A 26,007-nucleotide genomic window follows, 5' to 3' on the forward strand; every position below is an offset into this window, starting at 1 on the left:
ATAATGCCCAGTTTTTCCACCAGCGCATGATGCGCCGCCGCGCCTGCGGTCGAAAGAGAAGACCATGAAAGACACCATTCGCCAGCTGATCCAACAAGCCATCACCCAACTCGTCAACGAAGGTGTGTTGCCTGAAGGCCTGTCACCGGCGATCCAGGTGGAAAACTCCCGCGACAAGAAGAACGGCGATTTCGCCAGCAACATCGCCATGATGCTAGCCAAGCCCGCCGGCATGAAGCCCCGCGACCTGGCGGAAAAAATCATCGCCGCCCTGCCGGCTGACGAAAATGTCACCAAGACCGAAATCGCCGGCCCGGGCTTCCTGAACTTCTTCCAGAACACCGACGCCCTGGCCTCGCGCCTGGACGCGGCCCTGGCCGACACCCACATCGGCGTACGCAAGGCCGGCCCGGTGCAGCGCACCGTGGTCGACCTGTCGGCACCGAACCTGGCCAAGGAGATGCACGTCGGTCACCTGCGCTCGACCATCATCGGCGACGGCGTGGCCCGCGTGCTGGAGTTCCTCGGCGACACCGTGATCCGTCAGAACCACGTCGGCGACTGGGGCACCCAGTTCGGCATGCTGATGGCTTACCTGCAGGAAAACCCGATCACCAGCGACGAGCTGTCGGACCTGGAGAACTTCTACCGCGCCGCCAAGCAACGCTTCGACGAATCCGAAGAGTTCGCCGACCGTGCCCGTGGCCTGGTGGTCAAGTTGCAGGCCGGCGACGCCGATTGCCTGGCCCTGTGGACCAAGTTCAAGGACATCTCGCTGTCCCACTGCCAGAAGATCTACGAACTGCTCAACGTTAAACTGACCATGGCCGACGTGATGGGCGAAAGCGCCTACAACGACGACCTGATCAACGTGGTCAACGACTTGAAGGCCGCAGGCATGCTGGTCGAGAGCAACGGCGCCCAGTGCGTGTTCCTCGACGAGTTCAAGAACGCCGACGGCGACCCGCTGCCGGTGATCATCGTCAAGGCTGACGGCGGCTACCTCTACGCCACCACCGACCTGGCGGCCGTGCGCTACCGCAGCGGCAAGCTCAAGGCCGATCGTGCACTGTACTTCGTCGACCAGCGTCAGGCCCTGCACTTCCAGCAAGTGTTCGCCGTGGCGCGCAAGGCCGGTTTCGTGACCCATCCGATGGAAATGGAACACATGGGCTTCGGCACCATGAACGGCGCGGACGGTCGTCCGTTCAAAACCCGTGATGGCGGCACCGTGAAGCTGATCGACCTGCTGACCGAAGCCCAGGAACGCGCCTATACCCTGGTGAAAGACAAGAACCCGGAGCTGGCCGAAGCCGAGTTGCGCAACATCGCCAAGGTGGTGGGCATCGGCGCAGTGAAGTACGCCGACCTGTCCAAGCATCGCACCAGTGACTACAGCTTCAACTTCGACCTGATGCTCAACTTCGAAGGCAACACCGCACCGTACCTGCTGTACGCCTACACCCGCGTGGCCGGCGTGTTCCGCAAGCTCGGCAAGGACTTCAGTGAAGTCGACGGCCAGATCGTCCTCGAAGCGGCGCACGAACATGAACTGGCGGCGAAGCTCGCGCAGTTTGGCGAAATCCTGAACAACGTGTCCGAAAAAGGCACCCCGCACATCCTTTGCACTTACCTGTACGACGTCGCCGGCCTGTTCTCCAGCTTCTACGAGAACTGCCCGATCCTCGCCGCCGATACCCCGGCACAAATGCAGAGCCGCCTGCGCCTCGCCGCGCTGACCGGACGCACACTCAAGCAAGGCCTGGAACTCTTGGGCCTGGAAACTCTGGAGCGTATGTAAGTTGGCTGCCAAGAAAAAACCTGCACCCAAGCGTGGCGCCAGCCGTTACCAAGCTCCTGCAAAGCAACCGATTCCGGGTTGGTTGTGGATGGTCATCGGCCTCACGGTCGGTGCCTTCCTTGTGTTTTTGATGAAACTGGAGCCGGGCAAGGGCAGCGACACGGTCAAGCGTGAAAAGGTCGAGCAACAGCAGAAAGCCAGCAAGATCGCCGAGGCCAACAAGACCCCGCCGAGCCCGACGCAACCGGTGAAGCCGAAGTACGACTTCTACACCTTGCTGCCGGAATCGGAAGTCATCGTGCCGCCGGATGCCGTGCCGGAAAAAACCCTGCCGACGCCGCAAGTGCCGGCCATCCCGACCACGCCGGTCACCCCGGCCGAAGCGGCGAAGATCGACACCGCACGGGCCCAGGCTGCCTTGGCCGGGATTACTCCGCCTCCTGCACCACCGGTCAAGGCTGCGCCTGTGACGAAGTTTTTCCTGCAGGCTGGCTCGTTCCGCAAAGAGACTGATGCGGACAAGGTGCGGGCGCAGATCATCCTGCTGGGCCAGGCCGTGGCGGTTGAGTCCGGCACGGTGAAAGACGAAACCTGGTATCGGGTTCTGGTCGGTCCGTTCAGCAACCGCGAGCAACTGACCACCGCGCAGAAACAATTGGCGGGCGCAGGCTTCAGCAATTTGTTGTTACAACAACGCCAGAGCCGCTGATTCCTCCCCGTGGGCACCTTGCTTGAGGTCGCCCACAACCCCTGTGGCGAGGGGGCTTGCCCCCGCTGGGGTGCGAAGCGCCCCCAAACCCGGACACCACGTTGCTTCAGACAAATCCGGGATACCGGTTTTACGGCCGCTGCGCGACCGAACGGGGGCGAGCCCCCTCGCCACAGTTATTGCACGCCATTCGTCCCCCGCCGCTTCCTTCAGTTGAAATCCTCTCCACCACCCCCATATGAATGGGCATAAGGCATTTTCGCCCCGCTGCGTGGAGACTCTTCCCTTGACCACCATCGTTTCAGTTCGCCGCCACGGCAAAGTCGTCATGGGCGGCGACGGCCAGGTTTCCCTTGGTAATACCGTGATGAAAGGCAACGCGAAAAAAGTTCGCCGCCTGTACCACGGTCAGGTCATCGCCGGTTTTGCCGGTGCCACCGCTGACGCCTTTACCCTCTTCGAACGCTTCGAAGGCCAGCTTGAAAAACACCAGGGTCACCTGGTGCGCGCCGCCGTCGAACTCGCCAAAGAATGGCGCACCGACCGTTCCCTGAGCCGCCTTGAAGCCATGCTCGCGGTCGCCAACAAGGACGCCTCCCTGATCATCACCGGCAACGGCGATGTGGTTGAGCCCGAAGACGGCCTGATCGCCATGGGTTCCGGTGGCGCCTACGCCCAGGCCGCGGCCAGCGCGCTGCTGAAAAAGACCGACCTGTCAGCCCGGGAAATCGTCGAAACCGCCCTCGGTATCGCCGGCGACATCTGTGTATTCACCAACCACACCCAGACCATTGAGGAGCAGGACTGCGCCGAGTAAGCCCGTGCAGCCATCGCACCACGGCTCATTCTTGCTTGAGGTCCACTGAATATTATGTCCATGACTCCCCGTGAAATCGTCCACGAACTCAACCGCCACATCATCGGCCAGGACGATGCCAAGCGCGCCGTCGCCATTGCCCTGCGCAACCGCTGGCGCCGCATGCAACTGCCCGAAGAGCTGCGCGTTGAAGTAACGCCAAAGAACATCCTGATGATTGGCCCGACCGGTGTCGGTAAAACCGAGATCGCCCGTCGCCTGGCCAAACTGGCCAATGCGCCGTTCATCAAGGTCGAAGCGACCAAGTTCACTGAAGTCGGCTATGTCGGCCGCGACGTCGAATCGATCATTCGTGACCTGGCCGATGCCGCGATCAAACTGCTGCGCGAACAGGAAATCGTCAAGGTTCGCCACCGCGCCGAAGACGCCGCCGAAGAGCGCATCCTCGATGCATTGCTGCCACCGGCGCGCATGGGCTTCAGCAGCGACGACGCCCCGACTGCCGACTCCAACACCCGTCAACTGTTCCGCAAGCGCCTGCGTGAAGGTCAGCTGGATGACAAGGAGATCGAAATCGAGGTCGCCGAAATGGCCGGCGTCGATATCTCCGCGCCACCGGGCATGGAAGAAATGACCAACCAGTTGCAAAGCCTGTTTGCCAACATGGGCAAGGGCAAGAAGAAAGCCCGCAAGCTCAAGGTCAAGGAAGCGCTCAAGCTGGTGCGCGACGAAGAAGCCGGTCGCCTGGTCAACGATGAAGAGTTGAAGGCCAAGGCCCTGGAAGCGGTCGAGCAGCACGGCATCGTGTTCATCGACGAAATCGACAAGGTCGCCAAGCGTGGCAATTCCGGTGGCGTCGATGTGTCCCGCGAAGGCGTGCAGCGCGACCTGCTGCCGCTGATCGAAGGCTGCACCGTCAACACCAAGCTGGGCATGGTCAAGACCGACCACATCCTGTTCATTGCTTCGGGTGCGTTCCACCTGAGCAAGCCGAGCGACCTGGTGCCAGAGCTGCAAGGCCGTCTGCCGATCCGTGTCGAACTCAAGGCCCTGACCCCTGAGGATTTCGAACGCATCCTCAGCGAGCCTCACGCCTCGCTCACCGAGCAATACTGCGCTCTGCTGAAAACCGAAGGCCTGGGCATCGAGTTCCAGCCGAGCGGCATCAAGCGCATCGCGGAGATCGCCTGGCAGGTCAACGAGAAAACCGAAAACATCGGTGCCCGTCGCCTGCACACCCTGCTCGAGCGCCTGCTCGAAGAGGTGTCGTTCAGCGCCGGCGACCTGGCCAGCGCCCATGACGACAAGGTGATCCAGATCGACGCCGACTACGTCAACAGCCACCTGGGTGAATTGGCACAGAACGAAGATCTGTCCCGTTATATCCTGTAAGCCATACTTACAGCGATAGAGATCCTGTGGGAGCGAGCCTGTGGCGAGGGGGCTTGCCCCCGTTGGGGCGCGAAGCGCACCTAAAACCAGCCACCGCGATCCTGAATCAGAATGCGGTGATCGGTTTTACGACTGCTTCGCAGTCGAACGGGGGCAAGCCCCCTCGCCACAGGCTCGCTCCCACAAGGTTCTGCACAAGACGGACATCTGGCCATGATCCCCACCGACATCAAGCTGCACAAAGCCTCGAAAACCCTGACGCTCAAATACGCGTCCGGCGAGGAGTACACCCTGCCCGCCGAGTTCTTGCGCGTGCACTCTCCTTCCGCCGAGGTCCAGGGCCACGGCAAACCCATCCTGCAATTTGGCAAGATCAACGTAGGACTGACCAAGGTAGAACCCGCCGGTCAGTACGCACTGAAATTGACCTTCGACGACGGCCACGACAGCGGTTTGTTCACCTGGGAATATCTGTACGAGCTGGGGCGACGTTATGACGCACTCTGGGAAGATTATCTGGCCGAGCTCAAAGCCGCCGGAAAAACCCGCGATCCGAACGAATCCGTCGTCAGGCTGATGCTCTAATCCGAACCTCTTGCTCTTTAGAGGGCATTTTCTAATTTCATCTGTTTGAATGCTTGGCCGCGAGGTCAGTCATTGGCCTGCTTGCGAAAAAAATTAAACTCGGGTAACCAATGGAACTGGCAAGTTCCCTGCAGTGATCTCTGCGAACTAAAAAGCAGCGATGCAGAATTAACGGTCACCCGAGCAGTAGTACCTGGCATTGGCTGTGTGACTACACAGCAGGACCCCGGTACTCGTCTCAGGACAATGGAGCGTCGTAGATGAGTAACAAGAATAACGATGACTTGAAGAGTCAAGCCTCGGAAAACACCTTGGGGCTAAATCCTGTCGTTGGACTGCGTGGAAAGGATCTACTGGCTTCTGCTCGAATGGTGCTCAGGCAGGCCATCAAGCAACCGATTCACAGCGCCAGGCATGTCGCTCATTTCGGCCTGGAACTCAAGAACGTGCTGCTCGGCAAATCCGAGCTGCTACCGACCAGCGATGACCGTCGTTTCGCGGATCCGGCCTGGAGCCAGAACCCGCTCTACAAACGTTATCTGCAAACCTACCTGGCGTGGCGCAAGGAACTCCACGACTGGATCGACGACAGCAACCTGCCGGCCAAGGACGTCAGCCGCGGGCACTTCGTGATCAACCTCATGACCGAGGCCTTCGCGCCGACCAACACGGCGGCCAACCCGGCGGCGGTCAAGCGCTTCTTCGAAACCGGTGGCAAGAGCCTGCTCGACGGCCTCTCGCATCTGGCCAAGGACCTGGTGCATAACGGCGGCATGCCGAGCCAGGTCAACATGGGTGCATTCGAGGTCGGCAAGACCCTTGGCGTGACCGAGGGTGCGGTGGTCTTTCGCAACGACGTGCTGGAGCTGATCCAGTACAAGCCGACCACCGAGCAGGTGCATGAGCGCCCACTGCTGGTGGTACCGCCGCAGATCAACAAGTTCTACGTTTTCGACCTGAGCCCGGAAAAGAGCCTGGCGCGGTTCTGCCTGCGCAACAACATGCAGACCTTCATCGTCAGCTGGCGCAACCCGACCAAGGAGCAGCGCGAGTGGGGCCTGTCGACCTACATCGAAGCGCTCAAGGAAGCGGTTGATGTGGTCACCGCCATCACAGGCAGCAAAGACGTGAACATGCTCGGTGCCTGCTCCGGCGGCATCACCTGCACCGCTCTGCTGGGCCACTACGCGGCAATCGGCGAGAACAAGGTCAACGCCCTGACCCTGCTGGTCAGCGTGCTCGACACCACCCTGGACAGCGACGTGGCCCTGTTCGTCGACGAGCAAACCCTGGAAGCCGCCAAGCGCCAGTCGTACCAGGCCGGTGTACTCGAAGGCCGCGACATGGCGAAAGTCTTCGCCTGGATGCGCCCCAACGACCTGATCTGGAACTACTGGGTCAACAACTACCTGTTGGGCAACGAACCTCCGGTATTCGACATTCTGTTCTGGAACAATGACACCACCCGGTTGCCCGCCGCGTTCCATGGCGACCTGATCGAGATGTTCAAAAGTAACCCGTTGACCCGTGCCGATGCACTGGAAGTGTGCGGTACGCCGATCGATCTGAAGAAGGTCACCGCCGACATCTTCTCGCTGGCCGGCACCAGCGACCACATTACCCCGTGGCGCTCCTGCTACAAGTCGGCGCAACTGTTCGGCGGCAACGTTGAATTCGTGCTGTCCAGCAGCGGACACATCCAGAGCATTCTGAACCCGCCGGGCAATCCGAAATCGCGCTACATGACCAGCACTGAAATGCCCGTCAATGCCGATGACTGGCAGGAAGAGTCGACCAAGCACGCCGACTCCTGGTGGCTGCATTGGCAGGCATGGCAGGCACAGCGTTCGGGCAACCTGAAAAAAGCTCCGCTGAAATTGGGCAACAAGGCCTATCCCGCGGGTGAAGCCGCGCCAGGCACCTATGTGCATGAGCGGTAACTGACACACCTCGACTTCCCTGTGGGAGCGAGCTTGCTCGCGATGACGGTGGCAGGTTTGGCATATGCGCTGACTGACACTCCGCTATCGCGAGCAAGCTCGCTCCCACAAAGGGATCGGGGAAGAATTTGAGAAAGCGACCCACAGGGCCAGAAGCATGCCGCAACCCTTCATATTCCGTACCGTCGATCTGGATGGCCAGACGCTCCGCACGGCGGTACGCCCCGGCAAGCCTCACTTGACGCCCCTGCTGATTTTCAACGGCATCGGCGCCAACCTGGAGCTGGTGTTCCCGTTCATCGCGGCACTGGACCCGGACCTGGAAGTCATCGCCTTCGACGTACCCGGCGTCGGCGGTTCGTCGACACCAAACCGGCCGTACCGTTTTCCGAGCCTTGCGAAGCTCACAGCGCGGATGCTCGACTATCTCGACTACGGGCAGGTCAACGTCATCGGCGTGTCCTGGGGGGGCGCCCTGGCTCAACAGTTCGCCTACGACTATCCGGAGCGCTGCAAGAAACTCGTGCTGGCGGCAACGGCGGCGGGTGCGGTGATGGTACCGGGCAAGCCGAAAGTGCTGTGGATGATGGCCAGCCCGCGACGCTACATCCAACCGTCCCACGTGATCCGCATTGCGCCGATGATCTACGGCGGCGCTTTCCGTCGCGACCCGACGCTGGCCGCGAGCCATGCGGCCAAGGTGCGCTCAGCGGGCAAGCTCGGATACTACTGGCAGTTGTTCGCCGGTCTCGGCTGGACCAGCATCCACTGGTTGCACAAGATCCGTCAGCCGACCCTGGTACTGGCCGGCGACGATGACCCGCTGATCCCATTGGTCAACATGCGCTTGCTGGCCTGGCGGATCCCCAACGCCCAGTTGCACATCATCGATGACGGGCATTTGTTCCTGATTACCCGGGCCGAAGCGGTGGCCCCGATCATCATGAAATTCCTGGAAGAGGAGCGCCAGCGCGCGGTGATGCATCCGCGTCCGGCGCCATTGGGCAGCTAAACCGCTGCATCAGCGGCCGGCAGGACGCCACGCCGCGCAACAACCCGTTACAGCGTCTATGGTGTTCTGGTTCGGTGTGTTTGTTTTTAGCCTGAAGACGAAGGAGTGTTGACTCATGCGCGAGAAACCAGCGAGGGATTCCTTACCGACTCCCGCCGCGTTCATCAATGCACAGAGTGCGATTACCGGCCTGCGCGGTCGGGATCTGTTATCGACCCTGCGTAGTGTGGCCGCCCATGGCTTGCGCAATCCGGTGCACAGTGCCCGACATGCCCTCAAACTCGGCGGCCAGCTTGGTCGTGTGCTGCTGGGCGAAACCCTGCACCCGACCAACCCGCAGGACGCTCGCTTCACCGATCCGGCATGGAGCCTCAACCCGTTTTATCGGCGCAGCCTGCAGGCTTATCTTAGCTGGCAGAAACAGGTCAAGAGCTGGATCGACGAGAGCGACATGAGCCCGGACGACCGCGCCCGTGCCCACTTTGCGTTCACCTTGCTCAACGACGCCGTATCACCCTCCAACACCCTGCTCAATCCACTGGCGGTCAAGGAGCTCTTCAATTCCGGCGGTAACAGCCTGGTGCGTGGCATCAGCCATTTGGTGGACGATCTGCTGCACAACGACGGCCTGCCCCGGCAAGTCACCAAGCAAGCATTCGAGGTTGGCAAGACGGTCGCCACCTCCACCGGAGCCGTGGTGTTTCGCAACGAACTGCTGGAGTTGATCCAGTACAAACCGATGAGCGAAAAGCAGTATTCCAAGCCCCTGCTGGTGGTGCCGCCGCAAATCAACAAGTACTACATTTTCGACCTGAGCCCCCACAACAGTTTCGTCCAGTACGCGCTGAAAAACGGCCTGCAAACCTTCATGATCAGCTGGCGCAACCCGGATGTGCGTCACCGCGAATGGGGGCTCTCGACCTACGTGGAAGCCGTAGAAGAGGCCATGAATGTCTGCCGGGCGATCACCGGCGCACGGGAGGTCAACCTGATGGGCGCTTGCGCCGGCGGTCTGACCATTGCCGCGCTGCAAGGACACCTGCAGGCCAAACGGCAGCTGCGCAGGGTGTCCAGCGCAACTTACCTGGTGAGCCTGCTTGACAGTCAGATGGACAGCCCCGCAACGCTGTTCGCCGACGAACAGACTCTGGAAGCCGCCAAACGCCGCTCCTATCAGAAAGGTGTACTGGACGGCCGCGACATGGCCAAGGTCTTCGCCTGGATGCGCCCCAACGATTTGATCTGGAGCTACTTCGTCAACAACTACCTGTTGGGCAAGGAGCCACCGGCGTTCGACATTCTCTACTGGAACAACGACAACACACGCCTGCCGGCCGCCCTGCATGGCGACCTGCTGGACTTCTTCAAGCACAACCCGCTGACTCACCCGGGCGGCCTGGAAGTGTGTGGCACACCGATCGACTTGCAGAAGGTCACCGTCGACAGCTTCAGCGTCGCCGGCATCAACGATCACATCACGCCGTGGGACGCGGTGTATCGCTCGACGCTGTTGCTCGGTGGCGAGCGGCGCTTCGTGCTGTCCAACAGCGGCCATGTGCAGAGCATCCTCAACCCGCCGAGCAACCCGAAAGCCAACTACGTCGAGAACGGCAAATTCAGCAGCGACCCACGGGCCTGGTACTACGACGCCAAGCGTGTCGATGGCAGTTGGTGGACCCAATGGCTTGGCTGGATTCAGGAACGCTCCGGTGCGCAGAAGGAAACCCACATGGCGCTCGGCAACCAGAACTATCCACCGATGGAGGCAGCACCCGGTACTTACGTGCGCGTGCGCTGACGTTCAACGAGCCACGGCCACTGTCGGCCGTGGCAAGACCCGATCATTAAGAAGACTGGATGAAAACCCGCGACCGGATCCTCGAATGTGCCCTGCAGTTGTTCAATCAGAAGGGCGAACCGAATGTCTCCACCATGGAAGTTGCCAATGAGATGGGCATCAGCCCGGGCAACCTCTACTACCACTTCCACGGCAAGGAGCCTCTGATTCTCGGGCTGTTCGAGCGTTTCCAGGGCGAACTGGCCCCCTTGCTCGATCCACCGGCCGATGCCGAACTGGCACCCGAAGAATACTGGCTGTTCCTGCACCTGATCGTCGAACGCCTGTCCCACTACCGGTTCCTGTTCCAGGATCTGTCGAACCTCGCCGGGCGCCTGCCGAAACTGGCCAAGGGCATTCGCAACCTGCTCAATGCACTCAAGCGCACACTGGCGTCGCTGCTGGCACGATTGAAGGCGCAAGGGCTGCTGGTCAGTGATACCCAGGCACTGGGGCAACTGGTGGAGCAGATCACCATGACGCTGCTTTTTTCACTGGACTATCAGCGGATTCTTGATCGTCAGGGCGAAGTGCGATTGGTGGTTTACCAGATCATGATGCTGGTGGCGCCGCACCTGCTGCCATCGATGAAGGCCGCGACCGAACAGATGGCGATGGAGTACCTGGAAGACCACGAATAACCCTGACACCCACCAACCCTGTGGGAGCGAGCTTGCTCACGATGGCAGCGGATCAGCCAACATCAATGTTGAATGTGATGGCCTCATCGCGAGCAAGCTCGCTCCCACATTGGGCTTGTGTCGGTCAGAGATTCGCACACAAACAAAAACGCCCGACCTTCACAGGCCGGGCGTTTTCTTGAGCCCTGAAAATCAGGACTGACTGGTTGGCGTCGATGGAGCTGGCGCGACAGTCGGGGTGACCGCAGGGGTCGGTGCGGTAGCGGAGTTCGAAGCGCTGACCGGAGCTGCCGGCGTTGCCGGTTTGGCAGCTGCCACTGCTGGTTTTGGCGCGACGGCCTTTGGAACTGCCGGCTTTTTCACCGCTGGTTTTTTCGCCGCAGCAGGTTTGGCCGCTGCAGTTTTCGCTGCAGGCTTGGCGGCCGGTTTAGCCGCTGGTTTAGCGGCGGCTTTTGCAGCCACCGGCTTGGCTGCAGGTTTGGCTGCGGCCGGTTTGGCGGCTGCAGTTTTAGCCGCAGGCTTGGCAGCAGGTTTAGCCGCTGCTTTTGCCAGTGGCTTGGCTGCGGTTTTGGCAGCAGGTTTGGCTGCCGCGGTTTTCGCCGCAACAGGCGCAACCTTGGCACCGGTCAGTTTTTCGATTTGCTTGGTCAGGGTTTCGACCTTGCTGTGCAGTGCCTTGACCTCGTTGCGGCTCGGTACGCCCAGACGCGAAATGGCGCTGTTCAGACGCTTGTCGAAAGCACCTTCCAGCTCATCCCACTTGCCCAGTGCGCGATCTTTCACGCCGCTGATGCGCGACTTGGCCGAAGAAGCGGAGTCCTTGGCGGCGTCGACAGTCTTGCCAACAGCGCTCTTGGTGAGCTTCTCGGCTTTCTCGCCGTCCTTAACCAATGCATCGAAGAGTTTGCTGCCGTCAGTGTCGATCTTCGAGTACACGCCTAAACCAGCCAGCCAGATTTTTCGGGAGTAATCTTCAACCTTCCCGATCCACGAGCTGCCTTCTTTTTCGGTTTTCTTTTTAACAGCCATCCCGTTCTCCTTAAGATTTACGCGCGACACGTTCGAGCAATGCCGTCAGCTCATCGAGCTTAGCAGAGAGTGTCTCAACGTCATGTTTAGACGGAATACCGATACGATTCAAGGTACTTGCGACACGCGTGTCGAACGCCTTCTCGACCTTGTCGAGTTGAACCTCGACCTTGCCTTTGAAAGTGCTGACTTCACTCTTGGCTTCATCGATCTCGGCATTGGCCGCTTCAAGCTTCTCAGCGACTACCTTTTTGCCTTTCTTTTCAACAACCTGACCAGCCTTGATCAGCTCCTGAAAGTACTCGCTGCCCTCTTGGCCGACCTTGGCGTAGGCACCCAGGCCTGCCAGCCAGATCTTGCGGGCATAGGATTTGACGTCGCCCAGCGTGCCGGTCGACGGGTCGATTTTTTTCTTCAAAATAACTTTGGCCATGGTGCACCTCACGCGCAGAAGGTTTGAGGAACTGCCCGGGTAAGTGTCGGGCTCTGGCACAAAGTAGGGAGAAAAATTAGAAACGGCACCCTAACAAATGACATAAACCTTTGAGAGCGCCACGCAAAAAACTGTGGGAGCGAGCTTGCTCGCGATAGCGATTCATCAGTCAAAATTAATGTCGACTGACACTGCGCCATCGCGAGCAAGCTCGCTCCCACAGGGGATCTCATTACAGCTGGAAATCAGGCCAGGGCTTTGTCGAGGGCCTTTTCGATTTCCGCTTTGATCATGCCGCTCATGGCCGACATCATCAGGCCCAGCTCCACGTCGACCTTGATCGAATCTTCACTGACATGCACCGCACCCTTCACACCCGAGCGCTTGAGGTTCAAGGTGTCGCCGGACCACTGCGGCTCCAGGCCATACTGATCGGAAAGTTTCTGCGCCAGCTTGTCGGCCTTCTCGCGAGCCGCTTCCTTACCCAGGCCATGGGCACGTTCAACACTAATACGGGCCATCAAATGACTCCTGCTTTATGGATGCTTTCCCGAGGCATCTTGACCACTGCTGCGTCAAAACGTCCCGATGGTTGCCCATCTTACCTTCAGCCTTGCCAAGACAAAGCATGCCTTGGGGATTAGAATGTCGCGCATTCTCTTTTGGTGACAGCGATATGACTGATCAGCGCAAAGGCAGCGATGCCGAACCCACCACTCACTTCGGCTTCAAAAACGTTCCGGAAAGCCAGAAAGCGGAAAAAGTCGCTGAGGTTTTCCACTCGGTAGCCGCCAAGTACGACCTGATGAACGACCTTCTGTCGGGCGGCATGCACCGTCTATGGAAGCGTTTCGCGATCGAACTGTCGGGCGTTCGTGCCGGTAACCGCGTGCTCGACATCGCCGGCGGCACTGGCGACCTGACCAAAAAATTCTCGCACTTGGTAGGCCCTACCGGCCAGGTCGTGTTGGCCGACATCAACGAATCCATGCTCAAGGTCGGTCGTGACCGCCTCCTGGACCTCGGTGTGGCCGGCAACGTCGAATTCGTCCAGGCCGATGCGGAAAAACTGCCGTTCCCGGACAACCATTTCGACTGCGTGACCATCGCCTTCGGCCTGCGCAACGTGACCCACAAGGAAGATGCACTGCGCTCGATGCTGCGCGTGCTCAAGCCGGGCGGCCGCTTGTTGGTACTGGAGTTCTCCAAGCCGACCAACGCACTGATGTCCAAGGCCTACGATGCTTACTCGTTCGCCTTCATGCCGCTGATGGGCAAGCTGATCACCAACGACTCGGAAAGCTATCGCTACCTGGCCGAATCGATCCGCATGCACCCGAACCAGGAAACCCTGAAGTCGATGATGGTCGAGGCCGGTTTCGACCGCGTGACCTATCACAACATGACCGCAGGCATCGTTGCCCTGCACCGCGGCATCAAGCCCTGATGTTGCTCGCCGGCCTGCTCGCCAGCGTTGAACTCGGCCTGAACCGGGTGCTGCGTCTCGACAGCACGGCGCTGCCGCGGCTGGCGCATTTGACCGGCAAGGTGATTGCCGTCGATTGCCGCAGCCCGGTGCTGCAACTGTTCATCCTGCCCAGCGACGAAGGCCTGATGCTCGCCTCCCAGTGGGAAACCGGCGCCGACTGCACCTTGCGCGCACCGGCCTCGAGCCTGTTGAAACTGGCGATGAGCAAGGACAAGACCTCGGTCCTGCACGCCCCTGAAGTCGAACTCGACGGCGACAGCGGCGTGCTGCTGGAACTGGCGGCGATCCTCCAGGACCTGGAGCTGGATTGGGAGTACGAACTCTCGCGCTGGCTGGGTCCGGTGGCCACGCAACTGGTCGGCGGTCACCTGCGCAGCCGCGCCCGCTGGTATCAGCAAGGGTTCGCCAGCCTCAACCAGAACCTGGGCGAATACCTGGCCGAAGAATCGCGCACCCTCGTCGGCCAGCGCGAAGCCGAAGCCCGATTCAGTGAACTGGACCAGATCAAGCTCGATCTTGAACGTCTCGAGGCGCGTTTCGAGCGCCTTTCCCGATCCCTCGACCCAAGCGATAACGCATGAAGCTGCTTGCCGTCCGCCGTCTGTTGCGCATCCAGCGCGTCGTGATCCGCTACCGCCTCGATGACCTGCTGTTCGCCCTGCCGCTGCCCTGGTTCTTGCGGGCGCTGCGTTACGCCTTGCCGTGGCGCTGGTTCCCGCGCAAGACCCTGGACCTGAGCCGTGGCGCGCGTTTGCGACTGGCGTTGCAGGACCTGGGGCCGATCTTCATCAAGTTCGGGCAGATCCTGTCCACTCGCCGCGACCTGTTGCCCGAGGACATCGCCGACGAACTGATGAAGCTGCAGGACCGCGTACCGCCATTCGACTCGCAGGTGTCGGTCAAGCTGATCGAAGAACAGCTGGGCAAGAAAATCAGCGAAGTCTTCAGCCGTTTCGACGTCGAACCGCTGGCCTCGGCCTCAGTGGCGCAGGTGCACGCCGCGCAACTGAAAACCGGTGAAGAAGTGGTGGTCAAGGTGATCCGCCCGGGCCTCAAACCGGTGATTGCCCAGGACCTGGCGTGGCTGTTCATCCTCGCCCGCGCCGCCGAAAAACTCTCGGCCGATGCGCGCCTGCTGCACCCGGTGGACGTGGTCAGCGATTATGAAAAAACCATCTACGACGAACTCGACCTGCTGCGCGAGGCGGCCAACGCCAGCCAGTTGAAGCGCAACTTCGACGGTTCGCCGCTGCTGTACGTACCGCAAGTCTATTGGGACTGGTGCCGGCCGAAAGTGCTGGTGATGGAACGCATCTACGGTATTCAGGTTACCGATCTGGCGACTCTGGCCGACCAGCGCACGGACATGAAAATGCTCGCCGAGCGTGGCGTGGAGATTTTCTTCACCCAGGTGTTCCGCGACAGTTTCTTCCACGCCGACATGCATCCCGGCAACATTTTCGTCAGCACCGTGAATCCGTGGAGCCCGCAGTACATTGCGATCGACTGCGGTATCGTCGGCAGCCTGACCCCGGAAGACCAGGATTACCTGGCGCGCAACCTGTTCGCCTTCTTCAAGCGCGATTACCGTCGCGTAGCGCAGCTGCACATCGATTCGGGCTGGGTGCCGGCGGAAACCAAGCTCAACGAATTCGAAGCGGCGATCCGTACCGTGTGCGAGCCGATCTTCGAAAAACCGTTAAAAGATATTTCCTTCGGTCAGGTGCTGATGCGCCTGTTCCAGACTGCGCGCCGCTTCAACATGGAAGTGCAGCCGCAGTTGGTCCTGCTGCAAAAAACCCTGTTGAACATCGAAGGCCTGGGCCGCCAGCTGTACCCGGACCTCGATCTATGGAACACCGCTCAGCCATTCCTCGAACGCTGGATGCGCGAGCGGGTCAGCCCCAAAGCCCTGCTCGGCAACGTGCACAGCCAATTCGAACAGATCCCGCACCTGGCCAACATGGCCCGCGACCTGCTCGAACGCATGTCCCAACCCCACGCCTACGACCCGCCGCCACCGTGGCGTCGACGCCGTGACGACTGGTTCCTGCGCCTGCTCGGTACGGCCCATCTGGCCGGTGGCGCCGTCCTTGCCGCTGGCGGACCGCTGAACCAGTTGGCCTATTGGCCGGCGGGAATCATGATGGCGGTCGGTTTGTATCTGGTCGTGCGCCGATAGCCAGTTGTGTGAACGACTGGCACACTGTTTGAACGCCTGAGCTCGGCTATTGAAGTGTCGAGCCCGCTGTCGGAGTCGAAGATGAAAAACTGGCTGGACGAGATCAAGTGGGACGCTGACGGCCTGGTGCCGGCCATTGCCCAGGATCACAAGACCGGGCGCGTCCTGATGATGGCCTGGATGAACCGCGAAGCACTGGAACTGACCGCTGCCGAGAACCGTGCCATTTACTGGTCACGTTCCCGTGGCAAGCTGTGGCGCAAGGGCGAAGAGTCCGGCCATGTGCAAACCCTGCACGAGATGCGCCTGGACTGCGACGCCGACGTCATCATCCTGATGGTCGAGCAGATCGGCGACATCGCCTGTCATACCGGCCGCCAGAGCTGCTTCTACCGCGTCTATGAGAACGGCGACTGGACAACCGTCGACCCGGTCCTGAAAGATCCGCACGCCATCTATTCCGCAGGGCACAAACATGAGTGACACTCTCACCCGCCTCGCCGAGGTACTGGAGGAGCGCAAAGGCGCCGCCGCCGACAGCTCGTATGTCGCCAGCCTGTACCACAAGGGCTTGAACAAGATTCTGGAAAAAGTCGGCGAAGAGTCGGTCGAAACCATCATCGCCGCCAAGGACGCCGCCGTCAGCGGCGACTGCAGCGATGTGATCTACGAAACCGCCGACCTGTGGTTCCACAGCATGGTCATGCTCGCCCAATTGGGGCAGCATCCACAGGCTGTACTCGATGAACTGGACCGTCGTTTCGGTCTCTCCGGACACGCCGAGAAAGCCTCGCGCCCGTCCGCCTGAATAACTATTAGAGAGGAGCAGCAGCATGGGCATTTTTGACTGGAAACACTGGGTCGTCATCCTGGTTGTCGTGGTACTGGTGTTCGGCACCAAGAAACTGAAAAACCTCGGCACTGACGTCGGCGAGTCGATCAAGGGCTTCCGCAAAGCCATGAACGACGATGAAAAACCGGCCGACCCGAACGCGACCCCGGCCCAACCGGTTCCTCCGGTTCAGCCACAGGCATCCGTGAACCAGCCGCACACCATCGACGTGCAGGCACAGAAAGTCGAAGAGCCGATCCGCAAAGACGTGTGAGCACTGACTAATGTTTGGTATCAGCTTCTCTGAACTGCTGCTCGTCGGCCTCGTCGCCCTGTTGGTGCTGGGTCCCGAGCGCTTGCCGGGCGCTGCGCGCACCGCCGGCCTGTGGGTCGGGCGCCTGAAGCGCAGCTTCAACGCAATCAAACAGGAAGTTGAACGTGAAATCGGTGCCGACGAGATTCGTCGGCAACTGCACAACGAGCACATCCTGTCGCTTGAGCAGGAGGCGCGGAAAATCTTCACGCCGACCCAGCAGGAGCCGACGCCGGTGGAACATGTGGGTACGCAGACGATTCTTGCGCCTGCCGCGGCTGTCGACCCGACACCTGCTCCGACGGCGGAAACTGCGCCTGTTGTGGCAGCGATGCCGGTTGAACCCGTTGCTCCAGCCGCCGCGCCGACAACGCCAGCGCCCAATGACACCACTTTGCCGCCGCGAGCCCCATGAGCGATCTCCCTGAAAACGACCAGCACATGCCGCTGGTTTCGCACCTCACCGAGTTGCGTACCCGTCTGCTGCGCTGCGTAGCGGCGATCTTCATCATCTTTGCCGGGCTGTTTGCCTTTACCCAGCAGATCTACACCTTCGTCTCCACGCCGCTGCGCGCGTACCTGCCCGCTGGCGCGACGATGATTGCCACTGACGTGTCGTCGCCGTTCCTGACGCCACTGAAGCTGACGATGATGGTCTCGCTGTTCCTGGCCATTCCGGTGATCCTGCACCAGATCTGGGGTTTCATCGCCCCCGGCCTGTACAAGCATGAAAAGCGCATCGCCGTGCCCTTGCTGGTCTCCAGCATCTTTCTGTTCTACGCCGGCATGGCCTTCGCCTATTTCCTGGTGTTCCCGCTGATCTTCAAGTTCTTCGCTGCTGCCACCCCGGCCGGCGTGGAAATGATGACCGACATCACTAGCTACCTCGATTTCGTCATGACGCTGTTCTTCGCCTTTGGCGTAGCGTTCGAGATTCCGGTGGCCGTGGTGCTGCTGGTGTGGATCGGCGTGGTCGATGTCAAATACCTGAAGAAAATCCGTCCGTACGTGATCATCGGCTGCTTCGTGGTCGGCATGATCCTGACACCACCGGACATCTTCTCGCAGACCCTGCTGGCCGTTCCGATGTGGCTGTTGTTCGAGATCGGCATCCTGTTCGGCAGCCTGATCAGCAAGCGCGGCGACCATTCGGAAGACCAACCGGCTGACGATCACAACGACCAGCCGCCAGCGACCCAAGCGTGAACCTGCTGCTCCTCGAAGAGGCCGATTTCATTGCGGCCGACCGCGCGATCCTGCGTGATCGTCGGTTGACCCACATGCAGGAAGTCCACCGCTGTGAAGTCGGTGACAGCATGCGCGTCGGGCGAATCGGTGGCTTGATGGGTTCGGCCGAAGTGCTGCGCCTGGACGCCGACGAAGCGGAATTGCGCGTCACCCTCGACCAGCCACCACCGGCCAAGCTGCCATTGACCCTGGTATTGGCCCTGCCACGGCCCAAGATGCTGCGCAGGGTGTTCCAGACCGTGGCGGCCATGGGTGTGCCACGGGTCGTGCTGGTCAACAGCTATCGCGTCGAGAAGAGCTTCTGGCAGACCCCGTTCCTGGAGCCAGAGGCGATTCGCGAGCAGTTAATCCTCGGTCTGGAACAGGCGCGGGACAGCGTGTTGCCGGAAGTCGTGATCGAGAAGCGCTTCAAGCCCTTCGTCGAAGACCGTCTGCCCGCGATCACCGAAGGCACCCTCGGCCTGGTGGGGCATCCGGGCAATTACCCGCCCTGCCCTCGCGCACTCAGCGAACCGGTGACCCTGGCCATCGGCCCCGAGGGTGGCTGGATTCCCTACGAGATCGACCTGCTGGGCAAATCCGGCCTGCAACCGGTGCAACTGGGCGAGCGCATCCTGCGGGTCGAAACCGCCGTGACCGCGTTGCTGGCACGCCTTTTCTAAACCCCGACACTGTCCCTGTGGGAGCGAGCTTGCTCGCGATAGCGGATTAACAGTCGACATCCATGTTGCCTGACACAACGCCATCGCGAGCAAGCTCGCTCCCACAGGTCAACATTTGCCACAGATGATCACTTGCCCGTACATCGGGAGTCACCTACAGAATCCAGCCCTCCTGCCGATAAAGCCCCCATAAAACCATTGTTTGGTCCGGGGAGTTTCAGCATGTATCAATGGCTAGCCGAGAATCTGGGTAACGTCAGCGTCAAACGCAAGCTGGGGATCGGCTTCGGTCTGGTGCTGCTGCTGACCCTGCTGATCACCTTCACCGGCTGGAGCGGCCTGAGCGGCGTGACCAGCCGCGGCGATAAACTGGGGTTCATCGCCAGCCTCAACGACCTGACCAAGGACCTGCGCATTGCACGCCTGGATTACGAGATGCGTCGCGGCGAACAAGGTCCCGGCGCCGTCAACGATCTGTTGGGCAAGCTCGATAGCGGCCTGCAGACCGCCCGCGGCCTGATCGAGCAACCGGCCGATACGGCCATGGTCGATCAACAACTGGCCGCTGTCGCCGAATACCGCCGCGCCTTCAACGACATGACCCAGGCCGGTGCCCAGCGTGAAGACGCCCGCAGCAAACTCGGCGCCACTGCCGACAATGCCGTGGCCCGCGTCGCCGAAGTGGAAAAATCCATGCTGCAAGGTGACAGCGTAGCGGCGTTCAACAGCGTGATCGACCTGAGCAAACTGATCCAGCAGGCGCGCTTCCAGGTTCGCGGCTACACCTACAGCGGTAAGAGCGAAGCCGAACAGCCAGCCCTCGACGCGATCGACAACGCCCTGAAGAACCTCGAGAGCCTGCCGACCAAACTGCCTGAAGAACACATCGCCAACCTGCAACAGGCAACTGACTCGCTGAGGGCCTATCGCGCCGCCGTCAGCCAGTTCCGCGACTCCCAGGTGGCCAGCGCCAAGGCCCTGGCACGCATGTCCACCCAAGGCGACATCCTGTTGGACATGAGCCAGAAACTCACCGTCTCGCAAACCGTCGTGCGTGACACCGACGCCGCCCATGCCAAGAACATGCTGACCCTCGCCACCGTGCTGGCCATCGCCTTCGGCCTGCTGGCCGCCTGGGCGATCACCCGACAGATCATCATTCCATTGAACCAGACCCTGGTCGTGGCCCAGCGCGTCGCCAGTGGCGACCTGACGCACAACCTGACATCGCAGCGCCGCGACGAACTCGGCCAGTTGCAACGGGCCATGCAAAGCATGACCCAAGGCCTGCGCGAACTGATCGGCGGCATCAGCGATGGCGTCACGCAGATCGCCAGCGCCGCTGAAGAGCTGTCTGCCGTCACCGAGCAAACCAGCGCCGGGGTCAACAGTCAGAAGGTCGAAACCGATCAGGTCGCCACCGCCATGAACGAAATGGCCGCCACCGTGCAGGAAGTGGCGCGCAACGCTGAAGAAGCCTCCGAAGCCGCCGTCGCCGCCGACCAGCAGGCCCGGGAGGGCGACAAAGTCGTCGGCGAAGCCATCGCCCAGATCGAACGCCTGGCCGCGGAAGTCGGTCACTCCACCGAGGCCATGGGCGAACTCAAGCGCGAAAGCGACAAGATCGGCAGCGTGCTCGACGTGATCAAGTCCGTGGCCCAGCAAACCAACCTGCTGGCCCTCAACGCCGCGATTGAAGCCGCCCGTGCCGGTGAGGCCGGCCGTGGTTTTGCCGTAGTGGCAGACGAAGTCCGCAGCCTGGCCCAGCGCACACAGAAGTCCACCGAAGAGATCGAAGAGCTGATCGTCGGCCTGCAAAACGGCACCCAGCAAGTGGCGACCATCATGGACAACAGCCGCACCCTGACCGACAGCAGCGTCGAACTGACCCGCCGTGCCGGCGGTTCACTGGAAAGCATCACCCGCACGGTGTCGGCGATCCAGGCGATGAACCAGCAGATCGCCGCGGCTGCCGAACAGCAAAGCGCCGTGGCGGAGGAGATCAACCGCAGCGTGCTGAATGTGCGCGACGTGTCGGATCAGACGTCGGCGGCGAGTGAGGAGACGGCAGCGTCCAGCGTTGAGCTGGCGCGGTTGGGGACGCATTTGCAGATGCTGGTGGGGCGGTTCAAGGTTTGAGGTGAGCACGAAGCCCCCCGTAGATGAAAAAAGGTCGGTATCTCACATGCCGGCCGATCTGCGACTTCCAGCCCGAACAAAAGCATTAAGAAATTAATGACTTAAGCTTTAACACCAATACATTAGCTATGTCCGTACTACTATCAGTTCTGATAGTTATGTAAATTTTTTAAACAGCGCACTATTTAGCTCCTGCCCATTTTTCAGGAGCACAATCATGAGCAATGACCTGATCGACACTTCTGACACCTCAGAAACACCAACGCCTAACGACATCGTCCCCTACACCAACTACAGCCGCTGGATGACTGATATCGCTTCAGAGATCGCATTGCTCAAGCTGCACCAATTGGCAATTCCTGGCTCACACAACTCTGGCGCCGACAGGGCCGGGATGATCGCTATTGGAAAAGAATGGGCTGCCAATCAGGATAACACCTTCCCGCAGCAACTCGCCGCTGGGGCACGCTATCTTGACTTGCGCCTCTACGACAGTAGTTATAAAAAAACCATCGGCAATAAGTTTCCAACCTATAAATTCATTGAAATATTCGAATTCAAACACGGTCTTTCTGCAGGAAGACGCCTGGAACATTTAGTGCGTGATGTAAAAAACTTCGTGACCGCCAACCCTGGCGAAATTGTGATTCTTGACTTTCACAAATATGACCGAGGTAGAAATTACGCTTATGACAGCCTTCAACGCTGCTTACCGTACTTTACGCCAATCAAGGGGCTTTTGATTCCACCATCAGCCAGTGACTCCAACATTTACACCATCCGCAGTCAACACCCTGGGCGCAGCATTATTCTACACCTTCCCCATAACAACCCGAATGGCAACTGGAAAAGTGAATGGATCCAAAGAGAGCAGATATGGCAATCCTTTAACCGCCAATGGAGAGATGATGCCACGCCCGAAAACATAGAATCACTCGTTATCGACTCAATGGCTTCACCACCAACAATTCCTTATTGGATACTGGACGCATCCGTTTACGGCGTCGGCGGCCCCATGTACTTGAATAAAAATCACTCTATTCGGATAGAAACATTCAAAGAGGGTCATCTAAATGCCAAAATACTCCAGGTCGACTTCATTGAAAGGCCAGATACAAAGATTTCCGTTACCGACAACTGCATCGCCCTGAACAGGAGAAGAGCAAGGGACAATACGAAGCCGAGCGCCCCCTCCAACTTTAATGTCATTGCAAAAAACGAGACAGTGGTCGACGGACAATTTCAGAATACTCTACAGTTCAAATGGAATCCGGCAATCGATGACTTGGGCGTGCGTGAATATCACATCTATCGTAATGACGCGCATTTCGCGACAACCAGTCACGCCACTTACGAGCACCAAAATTTTGCCCTAAAGAATTACACCTTCAAAGTTAAAGCCATCGACAACCTAGATAATCACTCAGACTTTTCTCCGGCATTTGATCTTGTTCAAGACACTATACCGCCAACCATACCGGGACAAATTTTTGTTACCAGATTTGCGAGCTATAGCTGCATCATAAGCTGGGGTCACTCAATCGACGCAGCGGGAATACAAAGCTACGAACTATATCTAAACGGGACTCTCAAAGATATCATTCCATATAGAGACAGCCCTTATGCTTCCGTAACTTATGTCGACATCAACCTACACCAGCAGAACGAAGTTAAAATACGCGCCAAAGACAATAATGGATTTTATTCTGAATACACAACCAGCACACTTTACCCAAACCCCGTCTTATCAAACCCGACACACTACATAGTTGGGTACGACGAGGTAACGGAGAAATATGAAATCAAGGTCGTGTGGAACGTAACTGAACACGCCATTTTTTTCCCTGACCTCTCGTACGAAGCCGATGATACGGGTCAACCTTACTATCCAATTTCGGGAGAAGGGCCGTCTTTTAGCTACCAGGTCAGTGAAGGCGAATACATATCACATAGATGCCGCATGATAAATTCTGGAGAGTTTGACAGAGGTACTCCTTACCACTTTTATTTTTCCGGAATACGTCCAGAACCAGTGACCAACTTGACTATCACCTCTCGCACTCAATCAGGCACTTCCCTCTCCTGGACTCCGTCGACCAGCACGAATCTTAAAAATTATGCAATTTCGCTAAACGAGGAGCCGCCTATTCTCGTTGCAAGCGCTGAGACTACTTATGTATTTCAAGAGCTGCCACTAAACGAAAGCTACACGGTTGAAATGTGGGCCATTAATATATACGGCGCCTGCTCTATAACTGAATCGATCACAATTGAGCCTGTTGATGATACGCCACCCGACGCGCCCCGTAACTTCCGTTATAACTATGTACAATTGAGACATATTCTCGCCTGGGATGCGCCTGCGAATGGGACAGCTGTCAGCGAATATAAAGTTGTAGTGACTAGCCCGGGCGGAGGCGCCTTTCATTTCACAACAGTCGAATCAACTCTGAACATATGGGCGTATCGAAACACTCGGTACGGTATAAGAATAACGGCAATCAACGCTGGTGGTGAGTCACCGCCACTGATCTCCGAATTCACAACGTCTTAAACCAGCTCCCCGAGCAAATCGAACCTTTGCTCGGGGACACCCCAATTCAGCCTGCTTACAACACCTGGCGCAAAATCGCCTGCGCCCGCGGATCCTTCGGTGCATCGAAGAACTCGGCTGGTGAGGCATCTTCCAGCAACTTGCCGTGATCGAAGAACAGCACCCGGTCCGCCACTTCCCGGGCGAAACCCATCTCGTGGGTGACGCAGACCATGGTCATGCCTTCCACCGCCAGGGTCTTCATCACGTCCAGCACTTCGCCGACCATTTCCGGGTCCAGCGCCGAGGTCGGTTCATCGAACAGCATGACCTTGGGCTCCATGGCCAGCGCCCGGGCAATCGCCACCCGCTGTTGCTGGCCGCCGGACAGGCGCGACGGGAACTCGTGGGCCTTCTGGGCAATGCCGACCTTCTCCAGCAGCGCCATGGCCTTGGCCTCGCGCTCCTTCTTTGCGCTCTTGCGCACCACCTTCTGCGCCAGGCACAGGTTTTCCAGCACGGTCATGTGCGGGAACAGGTTGAAATGCTGGAACACCATGCCGACTTCACGGCGGTAGGCATTGATGTCGGTTTTCGGGTCAGCCAGTTGCAGGCCGTCGATGCTCACCGAGCCCGAGTCGAACTCTTCCAGGCCGTTGAGGCAGCGCAGGAAGGTCGACTTGCCCGAGCCCGACGGACCGATGACCACCAACACCTCGCCCTTGGCCACTTGCGTGGTGACGTTGTCCACCGCGCGGACGATCTGGCCACGGGTGTCGAAGACTTTTATCAGATCGCGGACTTCAATCACTTTGCGCGAGCCTCCGCTCAAGCCGGCTGGCGATTTTCGACAGCGGCAGGTTGATCAACAGGTACAGCCCTGCCACGCAGAACAGAATTTCGAACGGCGAGAACGAGGTGGTGATGACTTCCCGACCGCTCTTGAGCAACTCGGTAATGGCGATCACCGACACCAGCGAAGTGTCCTTGACCAGGCTGATGAACTGCCCGGCCAACGGCGGCAGCACCCGCTTGAAGGCTTGCGGCAGGACAACGTGGCGCATCGACTGGCTGGCATTCAGGCCCAGGGAGCGCGCAGCTTCGTTCTGCCCACGGGCAATCGACTGCACGCCGGAACGAATGATCTCGGCCACGTAGGCCCCGGTGAACAGCGACAGCGCGGCAATCCCGGCAAACTCGCGGGACAGGTTGAGCACCGTGCCAATAAAGAAGTAGAAAATGAATATCTGCACCAGCAGCGGCGTACCGCGTACCAGTTCGATGTAGACGATCGACAGGTCGCGCAGGGTCGGGTTGTTCGACAGCCGGCACAGGCCGGTAGCCAGGCCGATCAACAGCCCGAGCACACCCGAGACCAGCGACAGCCACAGGGTAGTCCACAGGCCCCACAACAGCGGTCCTGCGGCCCAATGCCGGGTAACACCGATCACATCGCCTTCGGCCACTTCGTCGCCACGGGCCACTTGCAGGCTGTTGTCGTCGACTGTCAGCACTTGCTCGGTGCCGGCGTCGTTGCGCAGGGTCACCTGGGCCTTGTCGCCCTGGCGCACCAACTCGGTGACCGTGGAGAGGTCGGCGGCGCGCTGGCTGTCTTCGGCCTGGTAGGCGAAGTACTGCGGTACGCGGTTCCAGCGCCATTCGTAGGACATCAGCGAGGTGGCGTAGTACAACGCGCCGGCCAGGCCGATCAGCACCAGCACGGTCAATACGTGCCAGGGCCATTGGGCTTTTTTATGTTTCATTGCAAATTCCGGGATTTGTGCTGCCTGTCAGGCCGTCATCGCGGGCAAGCCCGCTCCCACAGGTATCTGGGCTGTGCACAAGATTTGTGCTCACCGCAAAACACTGTGGGAGCGGGCTTGCCCGCGATCGAAGGCGACTCGGTCTAACTGACCGGGTTACTCCATGTCCTTGAGCCACTCGGTGCTCTTGAACCACTTGTCATGGATGCGATCGTAGGTGCCGTCTTCGTGGATCTGGTGCAGGAAGTTGTTGATGAAGTTGAGGCTGTCGTAATCCCCCTTCTTCAGACCGAAGGCCAGAGGCTCGTAGGTGAACGGCTTGTCGAGGAACACCAGTTTGCCGTTACCCACCTTGTTCAGCGCCACGACGTTGTAAGGCGCGTCGTAGATAAAGGCATCGGCCTTGCCGTTGACCACGTCGAGCACGGCTTCCTGCTCATTGTCGTAGCCGTGGTACTTGGCTTTGGAGATCAGCTTTTTGGCGACCATTTCGCCGGTGGTGCCGAGCTTGGAGGTGATGCGGTAATCGGCGGTGTTCAGGTCTTTATAGGACTTGATGGTGCCTTCCAGCTCCTTGCGGATCAGCAGCGTCTGGCCGACCAGCAGCATCGACAGATACTTCTTCATCTTCAAGCCCGCAAAACCATTGC

General features: G+C 59.4%; 25 protein-coding genes and 2 pseudogenes. 21 read left to right on the plus strand and 6 right to left on the minus strand.

Features of this window, described 5'->3' with window-relative positions; all coding sequences use genetic code 11:
* The first annotated feature begins 64 nt into the window (after positions 1-64).
* From argS to AC1Q6Y_RS11115, 9 genes are all read left to right on the plus strand, one after another.
* Positions 65-1,801: an arginine--tRNA ligase gene (argS, locus tag AC1Q6Y_RS11075; protein ID WP_349734666.1), complete on the plus strand. Its 1,737-nt coding sequence runs from the start codon at positions 65-67 to the stop codon at positions 1,799-1,801.
* A 1-nt stretch (position 1,802) separates the two neighbouring features.
* The gene (locus AC1Q6Y_RS11080; protein WP_150726570.1) at positions 1,803-2,510 is read left to right on the plus strand and encodes an SPOR domain-containing protein; all 708 of its coding nucleotides are present in this window, start codon (positions 1,803-1,805) and stop codon (positions 2,508-2,510) included.
* A gap of 286 nt (positions 2,511-2,796) precedes the next feature.
* The gene (gene hslV / locus AC1Q6Y_RS11085) at positions 2,797-3,327 is read left to right on the plus strand and encodes an ATP-dependent protease subunit HslV (RefSeq protein WP_007975582.1); all 531 of its coding nucleotides are present in this window, start codon (positions 2,797-2,799) and stop codon (positions 3,325-3,327) included.
* 54 nt (positions 3,328-3,381) lie between these two features.
* A complete protein-coding gene (gene hslU, locus AC1Q6Y_RS11090; protein WP_057712360.1) occupies positions 3,382-4,719 on the plus strand; it encodes an ATP-dependent protease ATPase subunit HslU in 1,338 nt (445 codons plus the stop codon).
* Between the two features lie 213 nt (positions 4,720-4,932).
* Entirely contained in the window at positions 4,933-5,304 is a 372-nt protein-coding gene (locus tag AC1Q6Y_RS11095) for a gamma-butyrobetaine hydroxylase family protein (RefSeq protein WP_057712361.1), read from the plus strand.
* 260 nt (positions 5,305-5,564) lie between these two features.
* Positions 5,565-7,244: a class II poly(R)-hydroxyalkanoic acid synthase gene (phaC, locus tag AC1Q6Y_RS11100; protein ID WP_492624561.1), complete on the plus strand. Its 1,680-nt coding sequence runs from the start codon at positions 5,565-5,567 to the stop codon at positions 7,242-7,244.
* A gap of 157 nt (positions 7,245-7,401) precedes the next feature.
* The gene (phaZ, locus tag AC1Q6Y_RS11105; RefSeq protein WP_057712363.1) at positions 7,402-8,256 is read left to right on the plus strand and encodes a poly(3-hydroxyalkanoate) depolymerase; all 855 of its coding nucleotides are present in this window, start codon (positions 7,402-7,404) and stop codon (positions 8,254-8,256) included.
* Positions 8,257-8,371: 115 nt separating this feature from the next.
* On the plus strand, positions 8,372-10,054 hold the full coding sequence (gene phaC, locus AC1Q6Y_RS11110; RefSeq protein ID WP_057712364.1) for a class II poly(R)-hydroxyalkanoic acid synthase: 1,683 nt from the start codon (positions 8,372-8,374) through the stop codon (positions 10,052-10,054).
* 59 nt (positions 10,055-10,113) lie between these two features.
* Positions 10,114-10,734, plus strand: coding sequence for a TetR/AcrR family transcriptional regulator (locus AC1Q6Y_RS11115; protein WP_057712365.1), 621 nt, complete (start codon positions 10,114-10,116; stop codon positions 10,732-10,734).
* A gap of 192 nt (positions 10,735-10,926) precedes the next feature.
* Here the strand turns inward: AC1Q6Y_RS11115 and AC1Q6Y_RS11120 are convergent, their stop codons facing one another.
* The 3 genes from AC1Q6Y_RS11120 to AC1Q6Y_RS11130 form a co-directional block, all read right to left on the minus strand.
* Positions 10,927-11,763 carry a phasin family protein gene (locus tag AC1Q6Y_RS11120; protein ID WP_090452655.1) on the minus strand — a complete coding sequence of 279 codons (837 nt, stop codon included), beginning with the start codon at positions 11,761-11,763 and terminating at the stop codon, positions 10,927-10,929.
* Positions 11,764-11,773: 10 nt separating this feature from the next.
* Entirely contained in the window at positions 11,774-12,196 is a 423-nt protein-coding gene (locus tag AC1Q6Y_RS11125) for a phasin family protein (protein WP_057712367.1), read from the minus strand.
* A gap of 245 nt (positions 12,197-12,441) precedes the next feature.
* On the minus strand, positions 12,442-12,717 hold the full coding sequence (locus AC1Q6Y_RS11130) for a polyhydroxyalkanoic acid system family protein (RefSeq protein ID WP_150811973.1): 276 nt from the start codon (positions 12,715-12,717) through the stop codon (positions 12,442-12,444).
* A gap of 155 nt (positions 12,718-12,872) precedes the next feature.
* Between AC1Q6Y_RS11130 and ubiE the strand changes: the two genes are divergently transcribed.
* The 12 genes and pseudogenes from ubiE (at position 12,873) to AC1Q6Y_RS11190 (ending at position 23,615) form a co-directional block, all read left to right on the plus strand.
* Positions 12,873-13,643 (plus strand): bifunctional demethylmenaquinone methyltransferase/2-methoxy-6-polyprenyl-1,4-benzoquinol methylase UbiE, encoded by a 771-nt coding sequence (gene ubiE, locus AC1Q6Y_RS11135; RefSeq protein WP_053153319.1) that lies wholly within the window; start codon positions 12,873-12,875, stop codon positions 13,641-13,643.
* Positions 13,643-14,266, plus strand: a complete 624-nt coding sequence (locus AC1Q6Y_RS11140) for a ubiquinone biosynthesis accessory factor UbiJ (protein WP_057712368.1) — start codon at positions 13,643-13,645, stop codon at positions 14,264-14,266. The genes ubiE and AC1Q6Y_RS11140 overlap by 1 nt, the downstream gene beginning before the upstream one ends.
* Complete coding sequence (ubiB, locus tag AC1Q6Y_RS11145) at positions 14,263-15,867, plus strand: ubiquinone biosynthesis regulatory protein kinase UbiB (RefSeq protein WP_057712369.1); 1,605 nt, start codon at positions 14,263-14,265, stop codon at positions 15,865-15,867. The genes AC1Q6Y_RS11140 and ubiB overlap by 4 nt, the downstream gene beginning before the upstream one ends.
* Positions 15,868-15,948: 81 nt before the next feature.
* Entirely contained in the window at positions 15,949-16,350 is a 402-nt protein-coding gene (gene hisI / locus AC1Q6Y_RS11150; RefSeq protein WP_007989281.1) for a phosphoribosyl-AMP cyclohydrolase, read from the plus strand.
* Positions 16,343-16,675: a phosphoribosyl-ATP diphosphatase gene (locus tag AC1Q6Y_RS11155; RefSeq protein ID WP_007975564.1), complete on the plus strand. Its 333-nt coding sequence runs from the start codon at positions 16,343-16,345 to the stop codon at positions 16,673-16,675. Before hisI ends, AC1Q6Y_RS11155 begins: the two co-directional genes overlap by 8 nt.
* Before the next feature lie 25 nt (positions 16,676-16,700).
* Complete coding sequence (locus AC1Q6Y_RS11160; RefSeq protein WP_057712370.1) at positions 16,701-16,973, plus strand: twin-arginine translocase TatA/TatE family subunit; 273 nt, start codon at positions 16,701-16,703, stop codon at positions 16,971-16,973.
* Positions 16,974-16,983: 10 nt separating this feature from the next.
* On the plus strand, positions 16,984-17,427 hold the full coding sequence (tatB, locus tag AC1Q6Y_RS11165; protein WP_492624562.1) for a Sec-independent protein translocase protein TatB: 444 nt from the start codon (positions 16,984-16,986) through the stop codon (positions 17,425-17,427).
* Positions 17,424-18,218 carry a twin-arginine translocase subunit TatC gene (gene tatC, locus AC1Q6Y_RS11170; protein WP_492624563.1) on the plus strand — a complete coding sequence of 265 codons (795 nt, stop codon included), beginning with the start codon at positions 17,424-17,426 and terminating at the stop codon, positions 18,216-18,218. The genes tatB and tatC overlap by 4 nt, the downstream gene beginning before the upstream one ends.
* On the plus strand, positions 18,215-18,922 hold the full coding sequence (locus tag AC1Q6Y_RS11175; RefSeq protein ID WP_150811975.1) for a 16S rRNA (uracil(1498)-N(3))-methyltransferase: 708 nt from the start codon (positions 18,215-18,217) through the stop codon (positions 18,920-18,922). The genes tatC and AC1Q6Y_RS11175 overlap by 4 nt, the downstream gene beginning before the upstream one ends.
* 222 nt (positions 18,923-19,144) lie before the next feature.
* Positions 19,145-20,206: pseudogene (locus AC1Q6Y_RS11180) on the plus strand (methyl-accepting chemotaxis protein); the annotation flags it as partial.
* A gap of 141 nt (positions 20,207-20,347) precedes the next feature.
* Positions 20,348-21,061 (plus strand): methyl-accepting chemotaxis protein, encoded by a 714-nt coding sequence (locus tag AC1Q6Y_RS11185; RefSeq protein WP_407047289.1) that lies wholly within the window; start codon positions 20,348-20,350, stop codon positions 21,059-21,061.
* Positions 21,062-21,278: 217 nt separating this feature from the next.
* Entirely contained in the window at positions 21,279-23,615 is a 2,337-nt protein-coding gene (locus AC1Q6Y_RS11190) for a fibronectin type III domain-containing protein (RefSeq protein ID WP_492624564.1), read from the plus strand.
* A 55-nt stretch (positions 23,616-23,670) separates the two neighbouring features.
* On the opposite strand, the gene AC1Q6Y_RS11195 is transcribed toward AC1Q6Y_RS11190, so the two are convergent.
* From AC1Q6Y_RS11195 to AC1Q6Y_RS11205, 3 genes and pseudogenes are all read right to left on the minus strand, one after another.
* Entirely contained in the window at positions 23,671-24,405 is a 735-nt protein-coding gene (locus AC1Q6Y_RS11195; RefSeq protein WP_492624565.1) for an amino acid ABC transporter ATP-binding protein, read from the minus strand.
* Positions 24,398-25,357: an amino acid ABC transporter permease gene (locus AC1Q6Y_RS11200; RefSeq protein WP_492624566.1), complete on the minus strand. Its 960-nt coding sequence runs from the start codon at positions 25,355-25,357 to the stop codon at positions 24,398-24,400. Before AC1Q6Y_RS11200 ends, AC1Q6Y_RS11195 begins: the two co-directional genes overlap by 8 nt.
* A 156-nt stretch (positions 25,358-25,513) precedes the next feature.
* Positions 25,514-25,963, minus strand: a pseudogene (locus tag AC1Q6Y_RS11205) (transporter substrate-binding domain-containing protein); the annotation flags it as partial.
* Positions 25,964-26,007 lie beyond the last annotated feature (44 nt).

The organism is Pseudomonas sp. GW823-FHT06E10, assembly GCF_058794995.1.